Here is a 17178-nt window from a genome sequence, read left to right as displayed (position 1 = left end):
AATGTCCTGGTGGTTAGTTATTTTCGTGACCAAAATAGGAAAGCTAGGAGGCATTGGCTGATGAGAACCTATCAAATTTATTTAATCGAAGATGAATTTGCCCATCATTATTATGGAAGAGAAAGGCTATTTTTCAATTTGTTTTTGGAGTATATTCAAGCAAAGGGCAGACTGAAGAGTATTTTGCAAAAACAAATCGAATATGTCACCAAAACAGTCCCGATTATCCAGTTGCAGTTAGCCATTGAACAACGTTTGCAAAAAAAGATGAATTATTGGACTCAAAATGGAAAATACTATTTAGAAAAAACAAACGGATCAAGTAAGGCCGTTTTAATCATTCAGCATGATTCCATTATTCTAAAAGCTGAAGGAGACTATGAAGCGGAGACGGCTTTCTTTGAAAGTATTCGAAAATATGAAGCGAGCTTTCTGGCCATTGATTTTGAACATGAAAAATACGGTTGGTTAAAACCGATAAAAGAAAGAAAATTTGTCTAAATGGGGGACTTTTCAGTAGCGGGTATTGTATAATAACCTTTGGTCTAGTACACTGATGTTAGACAACACGAAGGAGGAAATAGTATGTGGGTTTACATTCTAGTTGGCGTACTGGCATTGATTGCTGGAGTAGTGCTGGGATTTTTCATCGCTCGTAAATACATGATGGATTACTTAAAGAAAAATCCGCCAATTAACGAACAGATGCTGAAAATGATGATGATGCAAATGGGTATGAAACCATCCCAAAAGAAAATTAATCAAATGATGAGCGCCATGAATAAACAACAAACAAAATAAGATAGCAATTATAAGATAAGCAAATCATAACTACCGTGAAGAGTGAATCTTTCATCATAAATTTTTCTTGTTTTTGCTTTATCTTTCGTTACTAATCCGAAACTTCTTTCTCTGGTGGAAACTAAATCAGAGAGAGGGGTTTTTTGTGTTGTAAGGAGATAAGCAAGAGGGCAATCATGGGCTTGAAAGGTTTCATATAGAGGGAATCTAGTTCATGTGACTTTCAAACTACTACACAGGATTCATCAAATTCAGAAACTTACTATAATTCATGTATCGTTTCTGAATTTGAATGCCTGGCCATTCAATTTTCTATATAATACTTACGGTTTTAACACCACTTTAATGCATCCGTCTGTCCTTGTATCGAATACTTGGTAACCATGTTTAGCTTGATCAAATGGTAGTACGTGGGTTACGACATCGCCAGAATCAACTTTTCCTTCAGATATTAGATTATAGAGATATGGAATATAATGGATAACGGGAGCTTGTCCGGTCTTGATATCCACGTTTCTTTGAAATATATCTCCTAGCGGAAAGCCATTATAACGCCCTCCGTAAGCACCAGTTATTTGAATGGTTCCTGCTTTACGGACCGCTTGTGAGGAGATTACAATACCACCCATTGCACCGCCATGAAGCTTCAGCCCCGTTGCAAGATATTCCATGGGAGTCATTTTACCACTCATGCCTGAACAGTCAATTACAATATCGGCTCCGCCTTTAGTTATGTCTTTGAGATAATCCCCTACGTTTTCATATTGTTCGAAATTTACGATTTCGACTTTATTTGTCCTTTTTGCATGTTCCAGACGATAGTTGAGATGATCGACGGCAATGACCCTTTTCGCTCCTTTGAACCAAGCGAAATTTTTGTACGAGTAATCCAACGGGACCGCAGCCTAAGACGATTACAGTATCACCTGGTTTTACTCCTGCATGATCAACGCTCCAAAATGCGGTTGAAGCTGCATCGGCGAGTAATATCAATTTTTCATCTTCAATCTCACAGTCTTCTGGAATCTTAAAAGGAGTGAAATTCCCATAAGGGACCCGCATATATTCTGCTTGTCCTCCAGCATAACCGCCAGTTGTTTCTGAATATCCAAAAAACCCGCCCATTTCTCCATGTGACTACATGTTGTTTTCCAAATGGTTTTAACCTTCTAAAAAAATGAAAAGGAATGAATAAGAGCTTTTGAACAACGAAAGATAAGTAAGTGATTGTTACTGAAAGGAGAGATACTTCTTGTGGAAAAGTTGGGACTGCATGAAACGTTAGAACTGCATGAAATATTGAACTTCAAAAGCCTTTGTCTATCAAAAGCTTCTACAATGAATGGGTTAGTCCAAGACACGGAATTAAAAAACATTCTTTTACAAGACATGAGCAGCGGAAGAGAGCATATTAAAAAATTACAGGAAATCCTGGTAAACCAAGGCGAGGGAAGACAATGACTAACTTTTTGCAAAATATGGCGGGGATGGGTGGTATGACCGATCAGGTTATTGCTACTGACTTTCTGAATTCTGCCAAATCAGGAATAAGAAATACGACTTTCGCCATAACAGAAACAGCTTCCCCTGAATTGAGGGCTGCATTACGGGAACAGCTGAGGTATGCTGTAGAAACACATGGGCTAATAAGTGATTACATGGTTTCAAAAGGTTATTATCATCCTCAGGATATAATTGAGCAATCGAAAGTTAATCTAAAAGCGGCTAGTACGGCTTTGAATCTTTCTCAACGATGATATTATCGGTTTGTAAAATTAGCTGAATGAAATTCCCTCTATCCTTTGTGTATAGGAGGGAATTTCATAGCAATCATAAAGTAATCAACAAAGTTGAGAACTCTGTTGAGTTTTTTGAGTTGACTTTACCAACTGTAAACATTAAAATTACAGTAATCTCCTTGAGGAGGATGCGAAAAGTGAATAGTGATTTTACAATAGCTGTGCATAGTTTGGTCTATTTAGCTTATCTACCAGATCATATGGCAAGCAGTGAGTCTATCGCAGAAAACGTTTGTACAAACTCGGCAAGGATTCGGAAAATGATGAGTTGCTTAAGAAAAAAGGGATTTGTTAAAACGAAAGAAGGTGTGGGCGGAGGTTATATTCTAGACTGTAATCCTGAAGAGGTAAGTTTGGCAGATATTTATATAACGGTCTCACATGGAACCTTGAAACCGAAATGGTGTACAGGCGATCCGGAGAAAAAATGTGTCATATCCTCCAATACCCAGGTAGTCATGGATCAAATATTCGATGAAGCAGAATTGTATTTTGAAAAATATTTGGAAGATATAACTCTCAGCACTTTTTTGGAAAAAATTAAACAATGTCCGTGATATTGATTTAGTTTTTTCTTTGCACAAAATGTATATTTTATTAATACAGTTAATAACTATAGTTTTAATATTAAATGAATATAAAAGGGGTGTTAAGGAAATGGTTGAAAACAATCTGTTCAAAAATGGGGATTGGGTACAGGGAAAATCAAGAGATGGAGAACTTATCCATGGTTTCGTTGAAAACGTGAGCGATAATCGTGAAATTGTTAAAGTGAATGTGGTGGAAAGTGACAATGAAAAAGCGGTTGGGAAATCTATTTGGATTCCAAGTAGATGGACTGAAAAGCTGCCGGATCTAGAAATCAGTAACGAAACACATCTTTTGGCCTTAATTGATTTGGCTTTACTTTCTAAAGATGAAACATGGTTCATGGAGTTATCCGGTAAATTGGAATCCATCAAAATCCATCCGAAAATAAATGCCAGGAAATCAGAGGCTTTTATCCCGGGAAATAGAATCGCAAAACTTGATTTTAAATAGATGGTGAGTAAAGACCATAAATATTTCGGATAATACAAGGAGGAAATGATCATGACAATAGAACATGTTACAGATGATAATTTTGCTAGTGAAATCAAGGAAGGTTTAGTATTGGTTGATTTTTGGGCACCGTGGTGCGGTCCGTGCAAAATGATTGCCCCAGTTCTTAATGAAATCGATGAGGAAATGGGTGATCAGGTTAAGATCGTAAAACTTAATGTGGATGAAAATTCAAATACGACAAGCGAATATGGAGTGATGGGAATTCCAGCACTTATTCTATTCAAAGATGGAGAAAAGGTAGATCAAGCTATTGGCTTCCAGCCAAAAGAAGCCATTTCGGCATTAATCGTAAAGTATGCATGATATTTAAATTAGTTTGCGGATTTGATTTATTATACAAACCAGTGGGTTACAAAATGGAGGATTACTAAATGAATTCTAAATATACACCATTATTTGAATCGTTCAATTTAGGAAAGGGAATGGAATTGAAAAATCGATTGGTGATGGCACCTATGACAAATTTCTCTTCTAATTCTGACGGTACCGTTACCGACGCAGAAGTTAATTATTATGAACGCCGGTCAAGCGGTGTAGGCATGGTTATAACGGCTTGTACTTACGTGTCGGCTAATGGAAAAGGTTTTCATGGGGAATTTGGCGGAGATAAGGATGAATTGATACCTAGTCTAAATCGATTGGCATCAGCGATTAAAGCGAAAGGGGCAAAGGCAATTCTCCAGATTTTTCATGGCGGCCGAGAGGTTCCACCGGAATTAGTAGATGGTGATGTAGTCAGCGCAAGCAATATCCCGTCGGAAGGCGAAGGGAAAGCAGTTCCGCGTCCACTTTCTGAAAAGGAAATAGAATCGATCATTCTCGACTTTGGTGAAACCACCCGACGTGCCATTGAAGCGGGATTTGACGGTGTAGAAATTCACGGTGCTAATGGGTACTTGCTTCAGCAATTCTTTTCTCCTCATTCAAACCGTCGTGAAGACAAGTGGGGCGGTTCCCTTGAAAAGCGCCTGACTTTTCCATTATCGGTTGTGGATGAAGTGAAAAAGGCTGTTGCTGAACATGCAAAGGATCCCTTCATCGTAGGATATCGTTTTTCACCGGAGGAGCCGGAAACTCCAGGAATAACCATGGATGATACACTTGCATTGATTGATGGACTTGTAACAAAGGATTTGGATTATCTTCATGTTTCATTAATGGAATTCTGGTCGAAAGCAAGACGGGGAGCCGACGTTGACCGACCTCGGATAGAAATTATAAAAGAACGTATCGGAGATCAAGTTCCCGTCATTGGAGTTGGTTCCATCTATACAGCGGATGATGCGATTAAAGCACTGCAATCCGGGATTCCATTAATCGCATTAGGCCGTGAAATCATAATCGATCCTGAATGGGTACAAAAAGTGGAGCAAGGCAGGGAAGCAGAAATCGTGACAAAAATAAACAAAGATAATCAGCTGCAACTAGATATTCCAGATCCATTATGGCAAGCGATCATCCACTCTCCAGGATGGTTCCCAGGGGTAGAATAAAGTAAAAAATGCATTCTGGTTTTCAATAACCCCTGATAAGGATAAAAGTGTTCCTTATCAGGGGTTTTTATGTTTATGGAGATACCACTTATAGGAGTGAGAATCTATTAAGTGAATTTCAAATTGAATCCTTAAACTGAGTATTCTATTTCTAAGCTGTTTCGGAAAATAAAACAGGGGAAAGATTTAGAATTTTCATTGACTAGAAATTAAGTCTCATCGGCAGATGCATTCGGAAATTTTGGTGAGGAAAGGGGCTTTCTTTACGGAACACTTGAAAAAGGTTAGGAAGGACGTTAGGTAACACCAGAAGAGCAACCATTAATTAATGGTTGCTCTTCTGGTGTTACATTCTTTTTAACAGAATAGCTAATATCAAAGATATTTGCAGAGAAATGATAAGTAAAAGAGACAATATAAAATGTTCATCTAAAGAAGCATCATAGCTAAAGATAAAAAATAAAATCACTGATATTATTAGAATGCAAATGAAATTAATAATGACTTGCCTCATGGGGCCCCCATTCTAACAACAGATTAATAACACCCGGAGATAAAAGAACATGAGGTTATGATCATTCTCATTATTACTGTACTCTATTTTTCCTGATTATGAGTCTTGGTTTTTAGACATGATATTTCAAATTAGGAACAATTGTTTGCAGGAACATAAAGAATAGGATTCGAATTTAATGGCATTATTCCAACTCATTTGTAAAAATTACTGTACAGCAGTGATTTCACAGGTAGTTTGCATTTCAATATTGAAACCATCTTATTTAAATATGGGACAACCTATGTTCCTATTTCCTCAACACAATAATCGAAGTATCCATTACTCGATTTTTAAGCTTTAATAACCAAGATGAAAATTTCTGAGCAATGGGGAAAAAGAAAAAACACGGAGTGGATTAAACCCACTCCGTGTTATCCGTAATGTAGGGATTTAGCAAACCCACCGATTTCCTTAAAATAGAAAGGAATCAAGTGAGTATGGGCCAGCTCCCGTTAACGCTATGCCAATCGCCACTGCAAGGATGGCAAGATTATATTCATAACCGTTTTGAGTTGCCCAATAGCCATTTGCTCCATGGACTTTAACGATCGCAACGAGCATTGTAAGTGCAATCAATATACCTGCAAAGGGTGTAAAGAGACCTAATGCAAACAAAGCTCCGCCAATAAGCTCTGATAGACCAGCAAATAGGGCCATGGTAACTCCTGGCTTCATGCCAATCGAATCAAACCAGCCTCCTGTACCTTTCAAGCCATGACCGCCAAACCAACCAAATAATTTTTGTGCCCCATGACCTACAAACGATAAACCGATAACTACACGTATAACTAATAAGCCTATACCAATCATTTATGATTCCTCCTGGAATTTAATTTGAATTTAGATATCTTTAATTCGAGATTTGTGATTTTAAAAAAAGATGTTATCTCGAATTAATTTATCTTTAATTAAAGATAATCTTATTTTAGTGATTTGTCAAACATAATTTAATCTCTTATGGCTTATTTCAACAGGAGGGTTTTTGGAAAACAGATGAACTTAGCCTGGAGCAAAACAATAAGTCAGAACCGTAACACATTCCTTTTTCCTACTGTAGGTTAGCTTCAGTTTGAATTTCATAGTCGCAATAAAGGTCTTCAAACGGATACCCTACTGCTATATCTATCTTACTCGTAAATTTCACACTTTTACTCGTGAGGTTTGCTCATTTACTCGAGAATTTTGCTGATTTACTCGTGAGTTTGGCTCGTTTACTCGTGAATTACACTTTACTCATGCGTTTTACGCAATTACTCGTGAATTTTGCTGATTTACTCGTGAAATATGTTGATTTACTCTTAAGTTTTATACTTTTACTCGTAAATTACTCAATTTTCCTCATGATTAGTATATGAAATTCAATTTCAATTTTATTTAATTTAGGAATCGTTTAGGAACAGGCCGCTCATTTAAATAATGAACATTTGCAAAATGATTGGTGTACCTTTTATTGGGATATCAATCGTATTCAATTTAAGTTTTCCTTTTTCAACGGTGTAATTATCGTGGGGCTGCAATACACCATTTATGAATAAATTCATATAGGATACATTTGATGGATCAAGTATTGTCTATGTCAGCTATTCCGTCTTTTTCTTTCATAAATCCGTTGGCACCCATTTGCAATAGCATAAAATTCATAAGAAATGATTCTTTTTGGGATCCTCGTGCGAACTTCGTTGGGAGAGCACTTAGGGAAAAACAACAAAGGTCTCGGGATAGCTGTATCTTCTTTAATGAAACGGAAATATTTACTGTGCATTTCTAAAACTCTCCCCTTTTTCTTATCTCCTTATACATTTATATAAAGTACAGTTTATCGTGAGGACCATTTTTGGAAATTGTCTATACAATTCCTTTTGCAAAAGTCATAGCATGGAGAGAAGAGAGGTGAATTTTTTGCCGTTAAAAATAATGAAATTAGCGATAGCGGCTACCTCGGTGATCAATGTGAATCCATTGGTCACCCGATTATTTTATGAGGTGCCGTGCCTGCCGCATCGACTGGTCCAACCACGCTTTCAATTGATCCAGCAAGCTTTTTCTCGGATACTGGTGACCCTGCGACTGTACTGCCTGTATTAAGTACTGAAAACAGTTCATATGAGGTGTTTATTAATGGGGTGCTGCAAATGGAGGATTTAACAACATACACACCAGGTGCCACTGGGGTAGGAAGTCTTGTGATCACTGTTCCGGACGGTTCTTCCATCTTAGCTGGATCTCCTATCGTTCTTGTTGTGACAAACTATGCACCGACATCCGATGTTGATATTGCTACATGATTTTTAAGCATTATTTTAAATGAAAAAACAGGAAAACAGGCAGCGCCCATAGTGCTTGCCTGTTTTTTAATATAGCAAATGTCATGCCTATGTATTCAAATTGTGAAAGAATGAAAAAGGGGAGATTGACAGCAAAATAAATCATATAATAATATATGTGGTTATCAATGGGAGAGGTACTGGGTTAAAAATTTGTACCTGTTTTATAAAAAAGTTCATTATATTTATTTAATAATTGATCAAGTTGCTGGCTGTATTCAACGGCAACATTTGAGTTCAAACCATCTTTAGCGACAATCTTGATAAGTTCATTTCTCTTCAATTCAATCTGTTCGAGAAATTCATTCTTTTTAGCCATTATATTTCCTTTCTGGCCCAACATTTTTTCATGGTACCATTAATTTATGTGTTCGTTGTAAAATCTGTATGAATATAACAATTATATCGGCTTGGACTAATGAATTCAAATAAGTTATCTTATTGAAAATTAAACCGTCGCCCCATTCTGTTTTTAGGCAATTGGCTGTCATGAAATATTCACAGTTCCATAAATGTATTTTTTTATCTTATTTGTTACAATGTTTATAGGTTGACATACATAGGAGTGAGCTTATTTGAATGATATTAATATGTTTTTAGCATTTGGGGCGGGATTCCTGAGTTTTATTTCGCCATGCTGCTTACCGTTATATCCGGCCTTTTTATCTTATATCACTGGTATGAGTGTTGGTGAAATCAAATCCGAGAACGCCATGCTCCAAAGAAGGAGCATGCTGCATACCTTATTCTTCCTGCTTGGGTTTTCTCTGGTTTTTATCGCAATAGGTTTTAGCACATCATACCTAGGTTCTTTTTTCGCGGATTACAAAGAATTAATTCGTCAGATTGGCGCCATCCTGATAATCATTTTTGGTTTATTCATTGTAGGAATCTTTCAGCCGAAATCTTTGATGAAAGACAGCCGCTTTGAATTCAAGAACCGACCTAGCGGATATATAGGTTCCATTCTTATCGGACTGGCCTTTGCCGCTGGATGGACCCCTTGTGCAGGTCCGCTATTAGGCGCTGTCATTTCACTGGGTGCAACAAATCCTAGTGCCGCCATGAGCTATATGACTGCCTATATTTTAGGATTTGCCATACCGTTTTTCATATTATCCTTCTTTGTCGGAAAATTGAAATGGATCAAAAAGTACAGCCAATACATCATGAAGATTGGCGGATATTTAATGATTGTAATGGGTGTGATTTTGTTTTTTAATTGGATGACCAAAATAATTGCAGTCCTGTCTAGACTATTCGGTGGCTTCACGGGTTTTTAGTCCATAATAAGTTATTTTTTCAATATTCTAGTTGATTGCCTGCTATTAGGTCTTATGGTATCAATTTCGTTTATTTTGGGTCTAAGGTCATTCACTGAATTGTCGGTATATCAAAATTAAATCCTGACCTAAGAAATTAAAAAGGAATTTCATGCCGCAAAGGTTATAATAAGCTCTGCTATAGGTGGTCAGCAAAAATATGGTTATCAAAGGCTATAGTAAGCCAGGGTGCAAGATTTTTTTCTTCAAGCCTTTGGACGAAGGCGGGGCATTGGAAGCATCAAATGATAGCTTATTCAATAACACCTCCTTGTTTATCTCAAATAGGTAATATATACTTTGTTTATAAATTGAAGTCATATATAATTTTTAATGGTACTTACCTATTTTTAGTTTAAAGGGATGGTTAAGAGATGATATATATATCAACAGGTATAGCGATCGTGATGGCTATAGGTGTTTTCATATTACGGATGAAGGAAACGAAAAAACCAGTGAATGAAAAGAAAATCATCTTACCGCCGCTGTTTATGAGTACGGGTGCTTTAATGTTTATTTTCCCGATGTTCCGTGTAACTCGATACGAATTGCTGGAGGCTATTGTTGCAGGGATGTTATTTTCCATCTTATTGATTAAAACATCTAAATTTGAAGTAAGAGATGAAAAAATTTATATTCTGCGCTCTAAAGCGTTCATATTCATATTGATTGGTCTCATGGTGATTCGACTGGTGGCAAAACTGATGCTTGGAAGCACGATTGAAATCGGTGTATTGAGCGGAATGTTTTTCTTACTTGCTTTCGCGATGATCGTTCCGTGGAGAATTGCCATGCTTTACCAATATAAAAAAGTTAAAGCAGCCAGTTTCGGCAGAAGCAGTATGGTGTGATAATCAAAAAAACCTGAGTCGATATTCATGATGACTCGGGTTTTTCATTTGCCTGGAACTTTTCATGAGTAAAAAAAATAATCCAAAAACCTAGTAATTTCATCCGGATTATATTATATTAGTATTATTATTATTATTATTATTTTACTTAAGGAGGAAACGGTACATGTTACAAATGATTGTGTTCGGGATTATTTGTGGTTTATTGCTTGGATTTGTGCTTCAAAGAGGCCGTTTCTGTGTTGTTGGTGCATATCGTGATTTGATTTTAGCTAAAGATGGACGGATGTTTTTGGCTACATTTGTTGTTATAGCGATACAAAGTATTGGTGTTTATGCATTGAATGATACAGGGGTCATTCAGTTTGGAAATGATGGTTTTCCATGGTTGGGAACAATCGTGGGTGGCTTTATTTTTGGTATTGGTATGGTTCTGGCAGGAGGTTGCGCCACTGGAACATGGTATCGTGCCGGAGAGGGCATGATCGGAAGTTGGGTTGCCCTTTTTGGATATATGCTAGGGGCAGCAATGACGAAATATGGTATATGGAAAGTGGCTGGAGATAATCTATTATCATATCGTACAAATGATACGTATATTCATGAAACGTTAAATGTTTCGCCTTGGGTGCTTGTGATTATTGTGACACTCTTGGTTGGCATATTGGTGATTCGTGAATTGAGAAAGCCGAAACTGCCAATTTTTAAAATGAAGCCGAAAAAGACGGGATTGGCCCACATCTTATTCGAGAAACGTTGGCATCCTTTTGTTACAGCATTATTGGTTGGCCTTATTGCAATCATGGCATGGCCGCTAAGTGCAATGACAGGCCGAATGTTCGGACTGGGAATTACAGCGCCTTCCGCGAACATTTTAACTTTCCTTATAACCGGAGATGATGCGTTAATCGATTGGGGTACGTTTTTAGTATTGGGCATTTTCCTTGGTGCTTTCATTGCAGCCAAAGGGAGCGGGGAATTCCGTTGGCGTTTGCCTGATATGAAAACGTTACGTAACAATGCAATTGGCGGTGTAACCATGGGATTCGGCGCAAGTGTTGCCGGAGGATGCACAATCGGAAATGGTCTGGTGAACTCGGCGTTATTTGCTTGGCAAGGTTGGATCGCGATTGTCTTTTTCCTGCTGGGTACATGGGTAGCAACTTATTTCACGATTATCCGTAAGCAAAAGCAGACAGCTGCTGCATCCAAAGCGGCTTAAGATACGAGCCGAAAATTTTTGATCAAGGAGTGGAATATAAATGGCAAAGGTATTGGAAACGACTGGGATGGTATGTCCATTCCCTTTAGTGGAAGCGAAAGAAGCAATAGTGGACATGGCAAAAGGAGAGGAATTGATCATTAATTTCGATTGCACACAAGCAACGGAGAGCATTCCCCGTTGGGCTGCTACCGAAGGTCATGAGATCACGGAGTTTGAGCAAATCGATGATGCTAAATGGAGAATAATCGTCAAAAAGGGAAAGTAAATTGATTGGAAAAAAACGTGCGCGGGTTTCCTGTGCACGTTTTTTCATTTTTTCAAGGTTGAATGATTGGCGCTGAAAGCTCCTAGTGATAACATGTCTTTAACCACTTTTTTAAGGAGATGTTGATAATGGTAGACGAGGTCATTTTAAACGATGTTCCAATTCATGTTACTGATTTTCATGCTGAAAATGTAAAGGATTCTGAAGGTAAGGAAATCAGGAAAATCAGTTTTAACTTTAAGGTTACACATAGTGAATATCATGATATTACAACATTGCTTTATCAAATGGTATTTGATATAAAGATTCCACAGTCAAACGAGGAGTTTCGTGCAGAGATCTTTAACTATGCAACTTCGGTCACGAATCTATATGAAGAAAATGCGGTGGGGGATTTTTCGCTTGTCTTGCTGGAAGTGAACGGTCAAGAATGATTGCATTGCCAGTCTTGTAAAGATATGGGTTACTGTCTATAATAATAGTGACGATCATTCTATACATATGAGGTGGTACTTTGCTTAGCGGATGGTTTTTATGGTTTATTCTATTTTGGGTAGCCCTTTTAATTATATTGATGAGCATAGGTGGCTTTTTCATGTTTCGAAAGTTCCTGAAAAGATTTCCCAAAGAAGATGGGAAATCCGATATGGATTGGGAAGAATACTATTTGGAACAAACAAAGCACTTATGGTCAAAGCAGCAAAAGGAATTACTAGAAGATTTAGTGAGCCCTGTGCCAGAACTTTTTCGTGATGTTGCACGACATAAAATCGCAGGGAAAATCGGAGAGTTGGCGTTAAAGGAAAAAGCGGGCGATATTACGGAAGATTTAGTGATACGCGGCTATATCATTGCCACACCAAAACGTGATCATAAATTTTTACAAAAAAAATTAGCTGAAAGAAAGGTGAATATGGGTCCATATGAACACTTATTCAGCTAATGATGAAAAAAGCAGACTCTTTTGGAGTTTGCTTTTTTTATTCTGAATAATTCAAAAGAATGGTGCGGTGTGGTAAAAATTAGAACGTCTGTACCCAAACCATGCTATTCGTAAAATTTTTGATATAATAATAGTAAGTAAAAATTAGGACGGAGTGAAACTATGAAATTTATCCATACGGCTGATTGGCATTTAGGGAAAATCGTTCACGGGGTACATATGACAGATGACCAAAGGCATGCGCTCTTGCAATTCATAGAAATTGTCGAAGAGGAAAAACCGGATGCGGTTGTGATCGCCGGTGATCTATATGATCGTTCCGTTCCGCCGACTGAAGCGGTGGAGCTGCTTGATGAAATCCTTTATACGATTAATGTGAAAATGAATACACCGATCGTTGCGATATCGGGAAACCATGATTCTGCGGAAAGACTGGCATTCGGTTCATCATGGTATCGTCATAGCCAGTTATACATTCATGGGAAATTGACGAAAACATGTGAGCCGGTTCGCATCAAGGGAGTGAACTTTTATTGTGTTCCATATGCAGAACCCGGGACGGTTCGCCATCTTTTTGAAGATGATAGTATCCATTCCCATCAAGAAGCTATGAAGCGGATAACCGGAACGATTGCTGAGAATTTCAATAAGGATGAGCCGAATGTCTTCGTAGGACATGCTTTTGTATTAGGCGGAAAAACGAGCGATTCGGAAAGGATCTTGTCGGTAGGTGGTTCTGGTTGTGTTTCATCCGACTTATTCGATGCGTTCGATTATACGGCACTTGGGCATTTACATAGTCCAGACGCGATACGTCATCCTAAGGTGTTTTACTCTGGATCACTATTAAAATATTCTTTTTCCGAGGCCAAGCAGAATAAGTCGCTTTCGATCGTCGATATGCAAGAAGATGGAAGCTTTGATATTCGCTATCGTTCTTTGGCACCCAAGTTCGATATGAGGGAAATATCCGGATCGATGGAAGAGTTGCTTGATCCCGTTTTTTATCAATCGCAAAAAAAGGATGACTATTTAAAAATAACACTAAATGATGAGGGGGCACTCATCGATCCCATAAATCGCTTGCGCCAGATTTATCCGAACGTACTACATTTAGAACGTAAATGGGATTTGACCGACCTTAGGAGAAAAAATTCCTTCTCTTCAGTAAAAGATGAACGGAAATCGGAATTGGACCTGTTCGAGACGTTTTATCAAGAAATGACAGATCGGGCCTTTGATTCCAAAAAGCAGGATTTGATGGTTTCGGTAATTGAAGCTGTTAAGAAAGAGGAGGCTTTGAAATGAGACCGGATATTTTAACGATGCAGGCATTCGGACCATATGCAGGAAGGGAAACCATTGATTTTAATTCCCTAGGAGAACGGACCATGTTTGTCATTTCTGGAAAGACAGGCGCAGGGAAAACAACGATATTTGATGGGATTAGTTTTGCGATATATGGTAAAGCCAGCGGTGAAGATCGCAGCGGGCAAGATTTGCGAAGTCAGTTTGCAGAAGATGATATGTTGACGGAAGTTTCATTACAATTTACCCTGCGAGGAAAAACGTATTTGGTGACCCGGTCGCCGCAGCAGGAACGCAAGAAAAAAGCAGGTGAAGGAACAACAACGGTTGGAGCAAAGGCTGAGTTATATGAGATATTGGCCGAAGGAAAAAAATTGCTGGGTGCAAATGTACGAGAAGTTGAAGAAAAAATAAAAGTGCTCATTGGACTTGATGCGAATCAATTTCGGCAAATCCTGATGATTCCTCAAAATGAATTCCGAAAACTGTTAACTTCCGACAGCAAGGATAAGGAACAGATTCTTCAGAAATTATTTCATACTGAACTTTATAAACGAATAGAAGAAAAGTTAAAAGAAGAGGCTTCGATCCTAAGAAAGCAAAGTGAAAAAAGTGCTCAGCGGAGAATCGAATTAATGAAAGGCATCCAGCCTGGCAATCATGAAAAATTGCAGGCGCAATTACAAGGGGAAGAGCCTAATGAACAGCAGGTCTTGCCCTTGTTACAGGAAGTCATTTTGCAAGCAACAGAAAAAAATGAGTATATAAATAAACAAATACAGGAAAAGCAAAAAGCCCGTGATCAAGTAAATCAAGAACTTTCAAAAGCTGTCGATTTATTAAATCGATTTTCGGAAAAAGAAACACTGCGAAAAGAAAAGGAAAACCTTGAAGCAAAGCTGCCAGAAATGGAACTAGTGAAAGTCCAAATAAAAATGGCACACAAAGCGGCATCGCTTGAAAAGCAGGAACAATACTATTTGCGTATCGGCAAACAAGTACAAGATGCTAGTACCGAACTTCAAAAGTTAAGTGAGCAATCCGAGAAGTTACGGGCTGAGCGCATTGAGAAGCAGGATTCCTATGATAAGGAAATGTTGAAGGGAAATGAAAGAGAGCAGGCAGTCCGAACTGTTCATCAGCTTGAGCAGGTAAAAGAGGCTGTCAGGACTTTTGCAAGCTTAAAAGCACAGGTTACTTTAGACGAAAAAGAGTGGCAAACGAGTAAACGACTTCGTGAAAATACTGTTTCGGAACATCTGGCGATTGAAGCGGAAGCAGAGAAAGTCGCTCAAGAAAAAACAGAAGCGGAAAAAGCAGCTGCCCTTTATCGTGATCAGGAAATTGAAGCAGAAAGAAATAATTCTTCGTTATCGAAAATTAAAAAGCTTCAAGAAGTTCTTAATGAAATAACTAATACGAAACGGGTTCTGGATGAAAAGAATATTCGGTTCCATGAGTTACAAAGAATACAAACTCAGGAGAAGGAAAAACTGGAAACCCTGAATCGGAAATGGAGATCAGGCCAAGCGGGTATGCTTGCCTCCATGCTGCACTCAGGAGAAAATTGTCCTGTTTGCGGTTCGCAAAGCCATCCAAAACCTGCGCAAATGCATGAGCATATGCCGACGGATTTGGAACTGAAAGAGCAAGAAAACAAACTGAAATCTGCGGAACAACAAAAAAGCCAAGCGGAAAGTGAATATTATCAAGCGAAATCCAAATATGATGCACTGGCAGAGTCTTCACAAGATAAGCTTTGTGACTTACAAAATGACTTGCCGGAGTTTAGGTTTGAGGATATTGAAGAGCATTTGACACAGTTTGTACAAAACGGCAAAGTGATGCAAGAGCAGCTAAAAGAATTGATGCGGAAAAAGTCTGTATTCAATGATCTGGAAAAAAGGTTACTTGATTTAAAAGACCAGGCAACCCAGCTAAAGGAGAATCTGATCTCTTTAGAAAGAAAAGAGGACGAAGGGAAAACCAGGTATATTGAAAACTCTACAAAACTAACAGGATTAACCGATTCCCTGCCTGACGGAATAAGGACAGAGGAAGAATATAATGCTGTTTATCAAATGGCTGTAAAAACACAGAAACGCTTACAATCGGCCTTGGAAGATGCACAAAAAAACCTTCAACTGGTGAAGGAAAGAGAATCGGCCATCATTGCAAAAACAGAATCCTTAAGTGGAAATATAGAGGCTTTCAAGACAGAATTGAAAGAGGAGCGGGAAAAGTTAATTACGGAAATGACCAATCAGGGCTTTTCCAATTATAAAGAATATACGGCGGCAAAAAAATCGGAAGCTGCTCTTGGAAATATGGAAGATCAAGTTCAGCAGTATAATCAAAATTGGCAAAGTGTTTTAAGTCTGTTTCATGACTTGGAAATGAAATTAAAAGATGTGACCAAACCGGATCTTGAAGGATTGAAAAAGACTTTCGATTTCATAGATGGAGAATTGGAGTCTTTACGCCTAAATCAGAATGAGTTGCAGGCTGAAAAACGGACTAATGAAGAAATCGATAGGAAATTGGCGCAAATCAGGGAAGAACAGAAAAGTTTGGATGAAAGGTACAGTATCGTCGGTCATCTGTCTGAGATTTCCAAAGGTCAAAACTCCTTCAAAATAACTTTTGAACGTTATGTATTGGCAGCCTTTTTAGATGATATTCTAAAAGAAGCCAATTCAAGGCTGCTGAAAATGACAAGCGGAAGATATCAGTTATTGCGAAAGCTTGATCCTACACGCAGGAATATCCAGAGCGGTCTGGAGTTATCTGTGTATGATCAATATACAGGACAAGAGAGGCATGTCAAAACCCTTTCGGGAGGAGAGAGCTTTAAGGCTTCCCTTGCACTTGCCTTGGGTCTTGCGGATGTTGTCCAGCAGAATGCTGGCGGAATTTCACTTGAAACGATGTTCATCGATGAAGGTTTCGGTACGCTCGACCCTGAATCTCTTGATCATGCAATTGAAGCATTAATGGATATACAAAGCACCGGGAGATTGGTCGGGATAATATCCCATGTCCCGGAATTGAAAGAAAGAATCGATGCCCAGCTTCAAGTCATTTCGACACAAAAAGGAAGTCGGACGTCCTTTTATTTTGCTGGGTAATCAAGAAAAAAGAATGGCTAAGGGGAATTCCCCTGGCCATTCTTTTTATTTTTAATGAA

The 17178-nt window shown here is 38.3% G+C and carries 20 protein-coding genes and 1 pseudogene; 17 read left to right on the top strand and 4 right to left on the bottom strand.

The genetic code is table 11. From position 1 onward, the window contains the following. Nucleotides 1-60: 60 nt before the first annotated feature. Nucleotides 61-501, top strand: coding sequence for a sporulation inhibitor of replication protein SirA (gene sirA, locus ACQKMF_RS10270; RefSeq protein ID WP_101221647.1), 441 nt, complete (start codon nt 61-63; stop codon nt 499-501). An 84-nt stretch (nt 502-585) separates the two neighbouring features. Next, nucleotides 586-801, top strand: a complete 216-nt coding sequence (locus ACQKMF_RS10265) for a YneF family protein (protein WP_034312934.1) — start codon at nt 586-588, stop codon at nt 799-801. A gap of 323 nt (nt 802-1124) precedes the next feature. Here ACQKMF_RS10265 and ACQKMF_RS10260 read toward each other — a convergent pair. Beyond that, nucleotides 1125-1935, bottom strand: a pseudogene (locus ACQKMF_RS10260) (zinc-binding dehydrogenase); the annotation flags it as partial. A gap of 120 nt (nt 1936-2055) precedes the next feature. Here ACQKMF_RS10260 and ACQKMF_RS10255 point away from each other — a divergent pair. The 6 genes from ACQKMF_RS10255 (at nt 2056) to ACQKMF_RS10230 (ending at nt 5197) form a co-directional block, all read left to right on the top strand. Then, nucleotides 2056-2262 carry a hypothetical protein gene (locus ACQKMF_RS10255; protein WP_427572911.1) on the top strand — a complete coding sequence of 69 codons (207 nt, stop codon included), beginning with the start codon at nt 2056-2058 and terminating at the stop codon, nt 2260-2262. Beyond that, the gene (locus ACQKMF_RS10250; RefSeq protein WP_427572907.1) at nt 2259-2558 is read left to right on the top strand and encodes a spore coat protein; all 300 of its coding nucleotides are present in this window, start codon (nt 2259-2261) and stop codon (nt 2556-2558) included. Before ACQKMF_RS10255 ends, ACQKMF_RS10250 begins: the two co-directional genes overlap by 4 nt. A gap of 179 nt (nt 2559-2737) precedes the next feature. Then, nucleotides 2738-3157 (top strand): RrF2 family transcriptional regulator, encoded by a 420-nt coding sequence (locus ACQKMF_RS10245; protein ID WP_101221650.1) that lies wholly within the window; start codon nt 2738-2740, stop codon nt 3155-3157. A gap of 100 nt (nt 3158-3257) precedes the next feature. After that, a complete protein-coding gene (locus tag ACQKMF_RS10240) occupies nt 3258-3641 on the top strand; it encodes an IDEAL domain-containing protein (RefSeq protein ID WP_230176529.1) in 384 nt (127 codons plus the stop codon). A gap of 51 nt (nt 3642-3692) precedes the next feature. Then, on the top strand, nt 3693-4007 hold the full coding sequence (trxA, locus tag ACQKMF_RS10235) for a thioredoxin (protein ID WP_230176528.1): 315 nt from the start codon (nt 3693-3695) through the stop codon (nt 4005-4007). A gap of 68 nt (nt 4008-4075) precedes the next feature. Then, the gene (locus ACQKMF_RS10230) at nt 4076-5197 is read left to right on the top strand and encodes an NADH-dependent flavin oxidoreductase (protein ID WP_402942116.1); all 1122 of its coding nucleotides are present in this window, start codon (nt 4076-4078) and stop codon (nt 5195-5197) included. 967 nt (nt 5198-6164) lie between these two features. Here the strand turns inward: ACQKMF_RS10230 and ACQKMF_RS10225 are convergent. Beyond that, nucleotides 6165-6563 carry a DoxX family protein gene (locus tag ACQKMF_RS10225; RefSeq protein WP_101221655.1) on the bottom strand — a complete coding sequence of 133 codons (399 nt, stop codon included), beginning with the start codon at nt 6561-6563 and terminating at the stop codon, nt 6165-6167. 599 nt (nt 6564-7162) lie between these two features. Next, nucleotides 7163-7294: a DUF4183 domain-containing protein gene (locus tag ACQKMF_RS10220; protein WP_241665114.1), complete on the bottom strand. Its 132-nt coding sequence runs from the start codon at nt 7292-7294 to the stop codon at nt 7163-7165. A 447-nt stretch (nt 7295-7741) separates the two neighbouring features. Between ACQKMF_RS10220 and ACQKMF_RS10215 the strand changes: the two genes are divergently transcribed. Further along, nucleotides 7742-8038, top strand: coding sequence for a DUF4183 domain-containing protein (locus ACQKMF_RS10215; RefSeq protein ID WP_427572904.1), 297 nt, complete (start codon nt 7742-7744; stop codon nt 8036-8038). A 184-nt stretch (nt 8039-8222) separates the two neighbouring features. Here ACQKMF_RS10215 and ACQKMF_RS10210 read toward each other — a convergent pair whose 3' ends face one another. Continuing rightward, complete coding sequence (locus ACQKMF_RS10210; RefSeq protein WP_101221656.1) at nt 8223-8396, bottom strand: aspartyl-phosphate phosphatase Spo0E family protein; 174 nt, start codon at nt 8394-8396, stop codon at nt 8223-8225. A gap of 256 nt (nt 8397-8652) precedes the next feature. Here ACQKMF_RS10210 and ACQKMF_RS10205 point away from each other — a divergent pair, with 256 nt between their 5' ends. The 8 genes from ACQKMF_RS10205 to ACQKMF_RS10170 all read left to right on the top strand — a co-directional run bounded on the left by ACQKMF_RS10205 (nt 8653) and on the right by ACQKMF_RS10170 (nt 17119). Further along, complete coding sequence (locus ACQKMF_RS10205) at nt 8653-9360, top strand: cytochrome c biogenesis protein CcdA (protein WP_101221657.1); 708 nt, start codon at nt 8653-8655, stop codon at nt 9358-9360. Between the two features lie 413 nt (nt 9361-9773). Further along, complete coding sequence (locus ACQKMF_RS10200; protein ID WP_101221658.1) at nt 9774-10250, top strand: CcdC family protein; 477 nt, start codon at nt 9774-9776, stop codon at nt 10248-10250. Nucleotides 10251-10416: 166 nt separating this feature from the next. Further along, nucleotides 10417-11472 carry a YeeE/YedE family protein gene (locus ACQKMF_RS10195; protein ID WP_202190537.1) on the top strand — a complete coding sequence of 352 codons (1056 nt, stop codon included), beginning with the start codon at nt 10417-10419 and terminating at the stop codon, nt 11470-11472. A 40-nt stretch (nt 11473-11512) separates the two neighbouring features. Further along, a complete protein-coding gene (locus ACQKMF_RS10190; protein ID WP_048685981.1) occupies nt 11513-11740 on the top strand; it encodes a sulfurtransferase TusA family protein in 228 nt (75 codons plus the stop codon). A gap of 128 nt (nt 11741-11868) precedes the next feature. Then, complete coding sequence (locus ACQKMF_RS10185; protein WP_101221659.1) at nt 11869-12174, top strand: DUF3219 family protein; 306 nt, start codon at nt 11869-11871, stop codon at nt 12172-12174. Nucleotides 12175-12254: 80 nt separating this feature from the next. After that, on the top strand, nt 12255-12683 hold the full coding sequence (locus ACQKMF_RS10180; protein ID WP_137018029.1) for a DUF2621 domain-containing protein: 429 nt from the start codon (nt 12255-12257) through the stop codon (nt 12681-12683). Nucleotides 12684-12845: 162 nt separating this feature from the next. Next, nucleotides 12846-13991, top strand: coding sequence for an exonuclease SbcCD subunit D (locus ACQKMF_RS10175; protein WP_101221661.1), 1146 nt, complete (start codon nt 12846-12848; stop codon nt 13989-13991). Continuing rightward, nucleotides 13988-17119: an AAA family ATPase gene (locus ACQKMF_RS10170; protein WP_427572899.1), complete on the top strand. Its 3132-nt coding sequence runs from the start codon at nt 13988-13990 to the stop codon at nt 17117-17119. Before ACQKMF_RS10175 ends, ACQKMF_RS10170 begins: the two co-directional genes overlap by 4 nt. Nucleotides 17120-17178: the final 59 nt, after the last annotated feature.

This window comes from Peribacillus sp. NPDC101480, from assembly GCF_050277335.1.
GTDB lineage: Bacteria > Bacillota > Bacilli > Bacillales > DSM-1321 > Peribacillus.
Note: the sequence above shows the minus strand (reverse complement) of the source record. Positions and strands in the feature narration are given on the sequence as shown.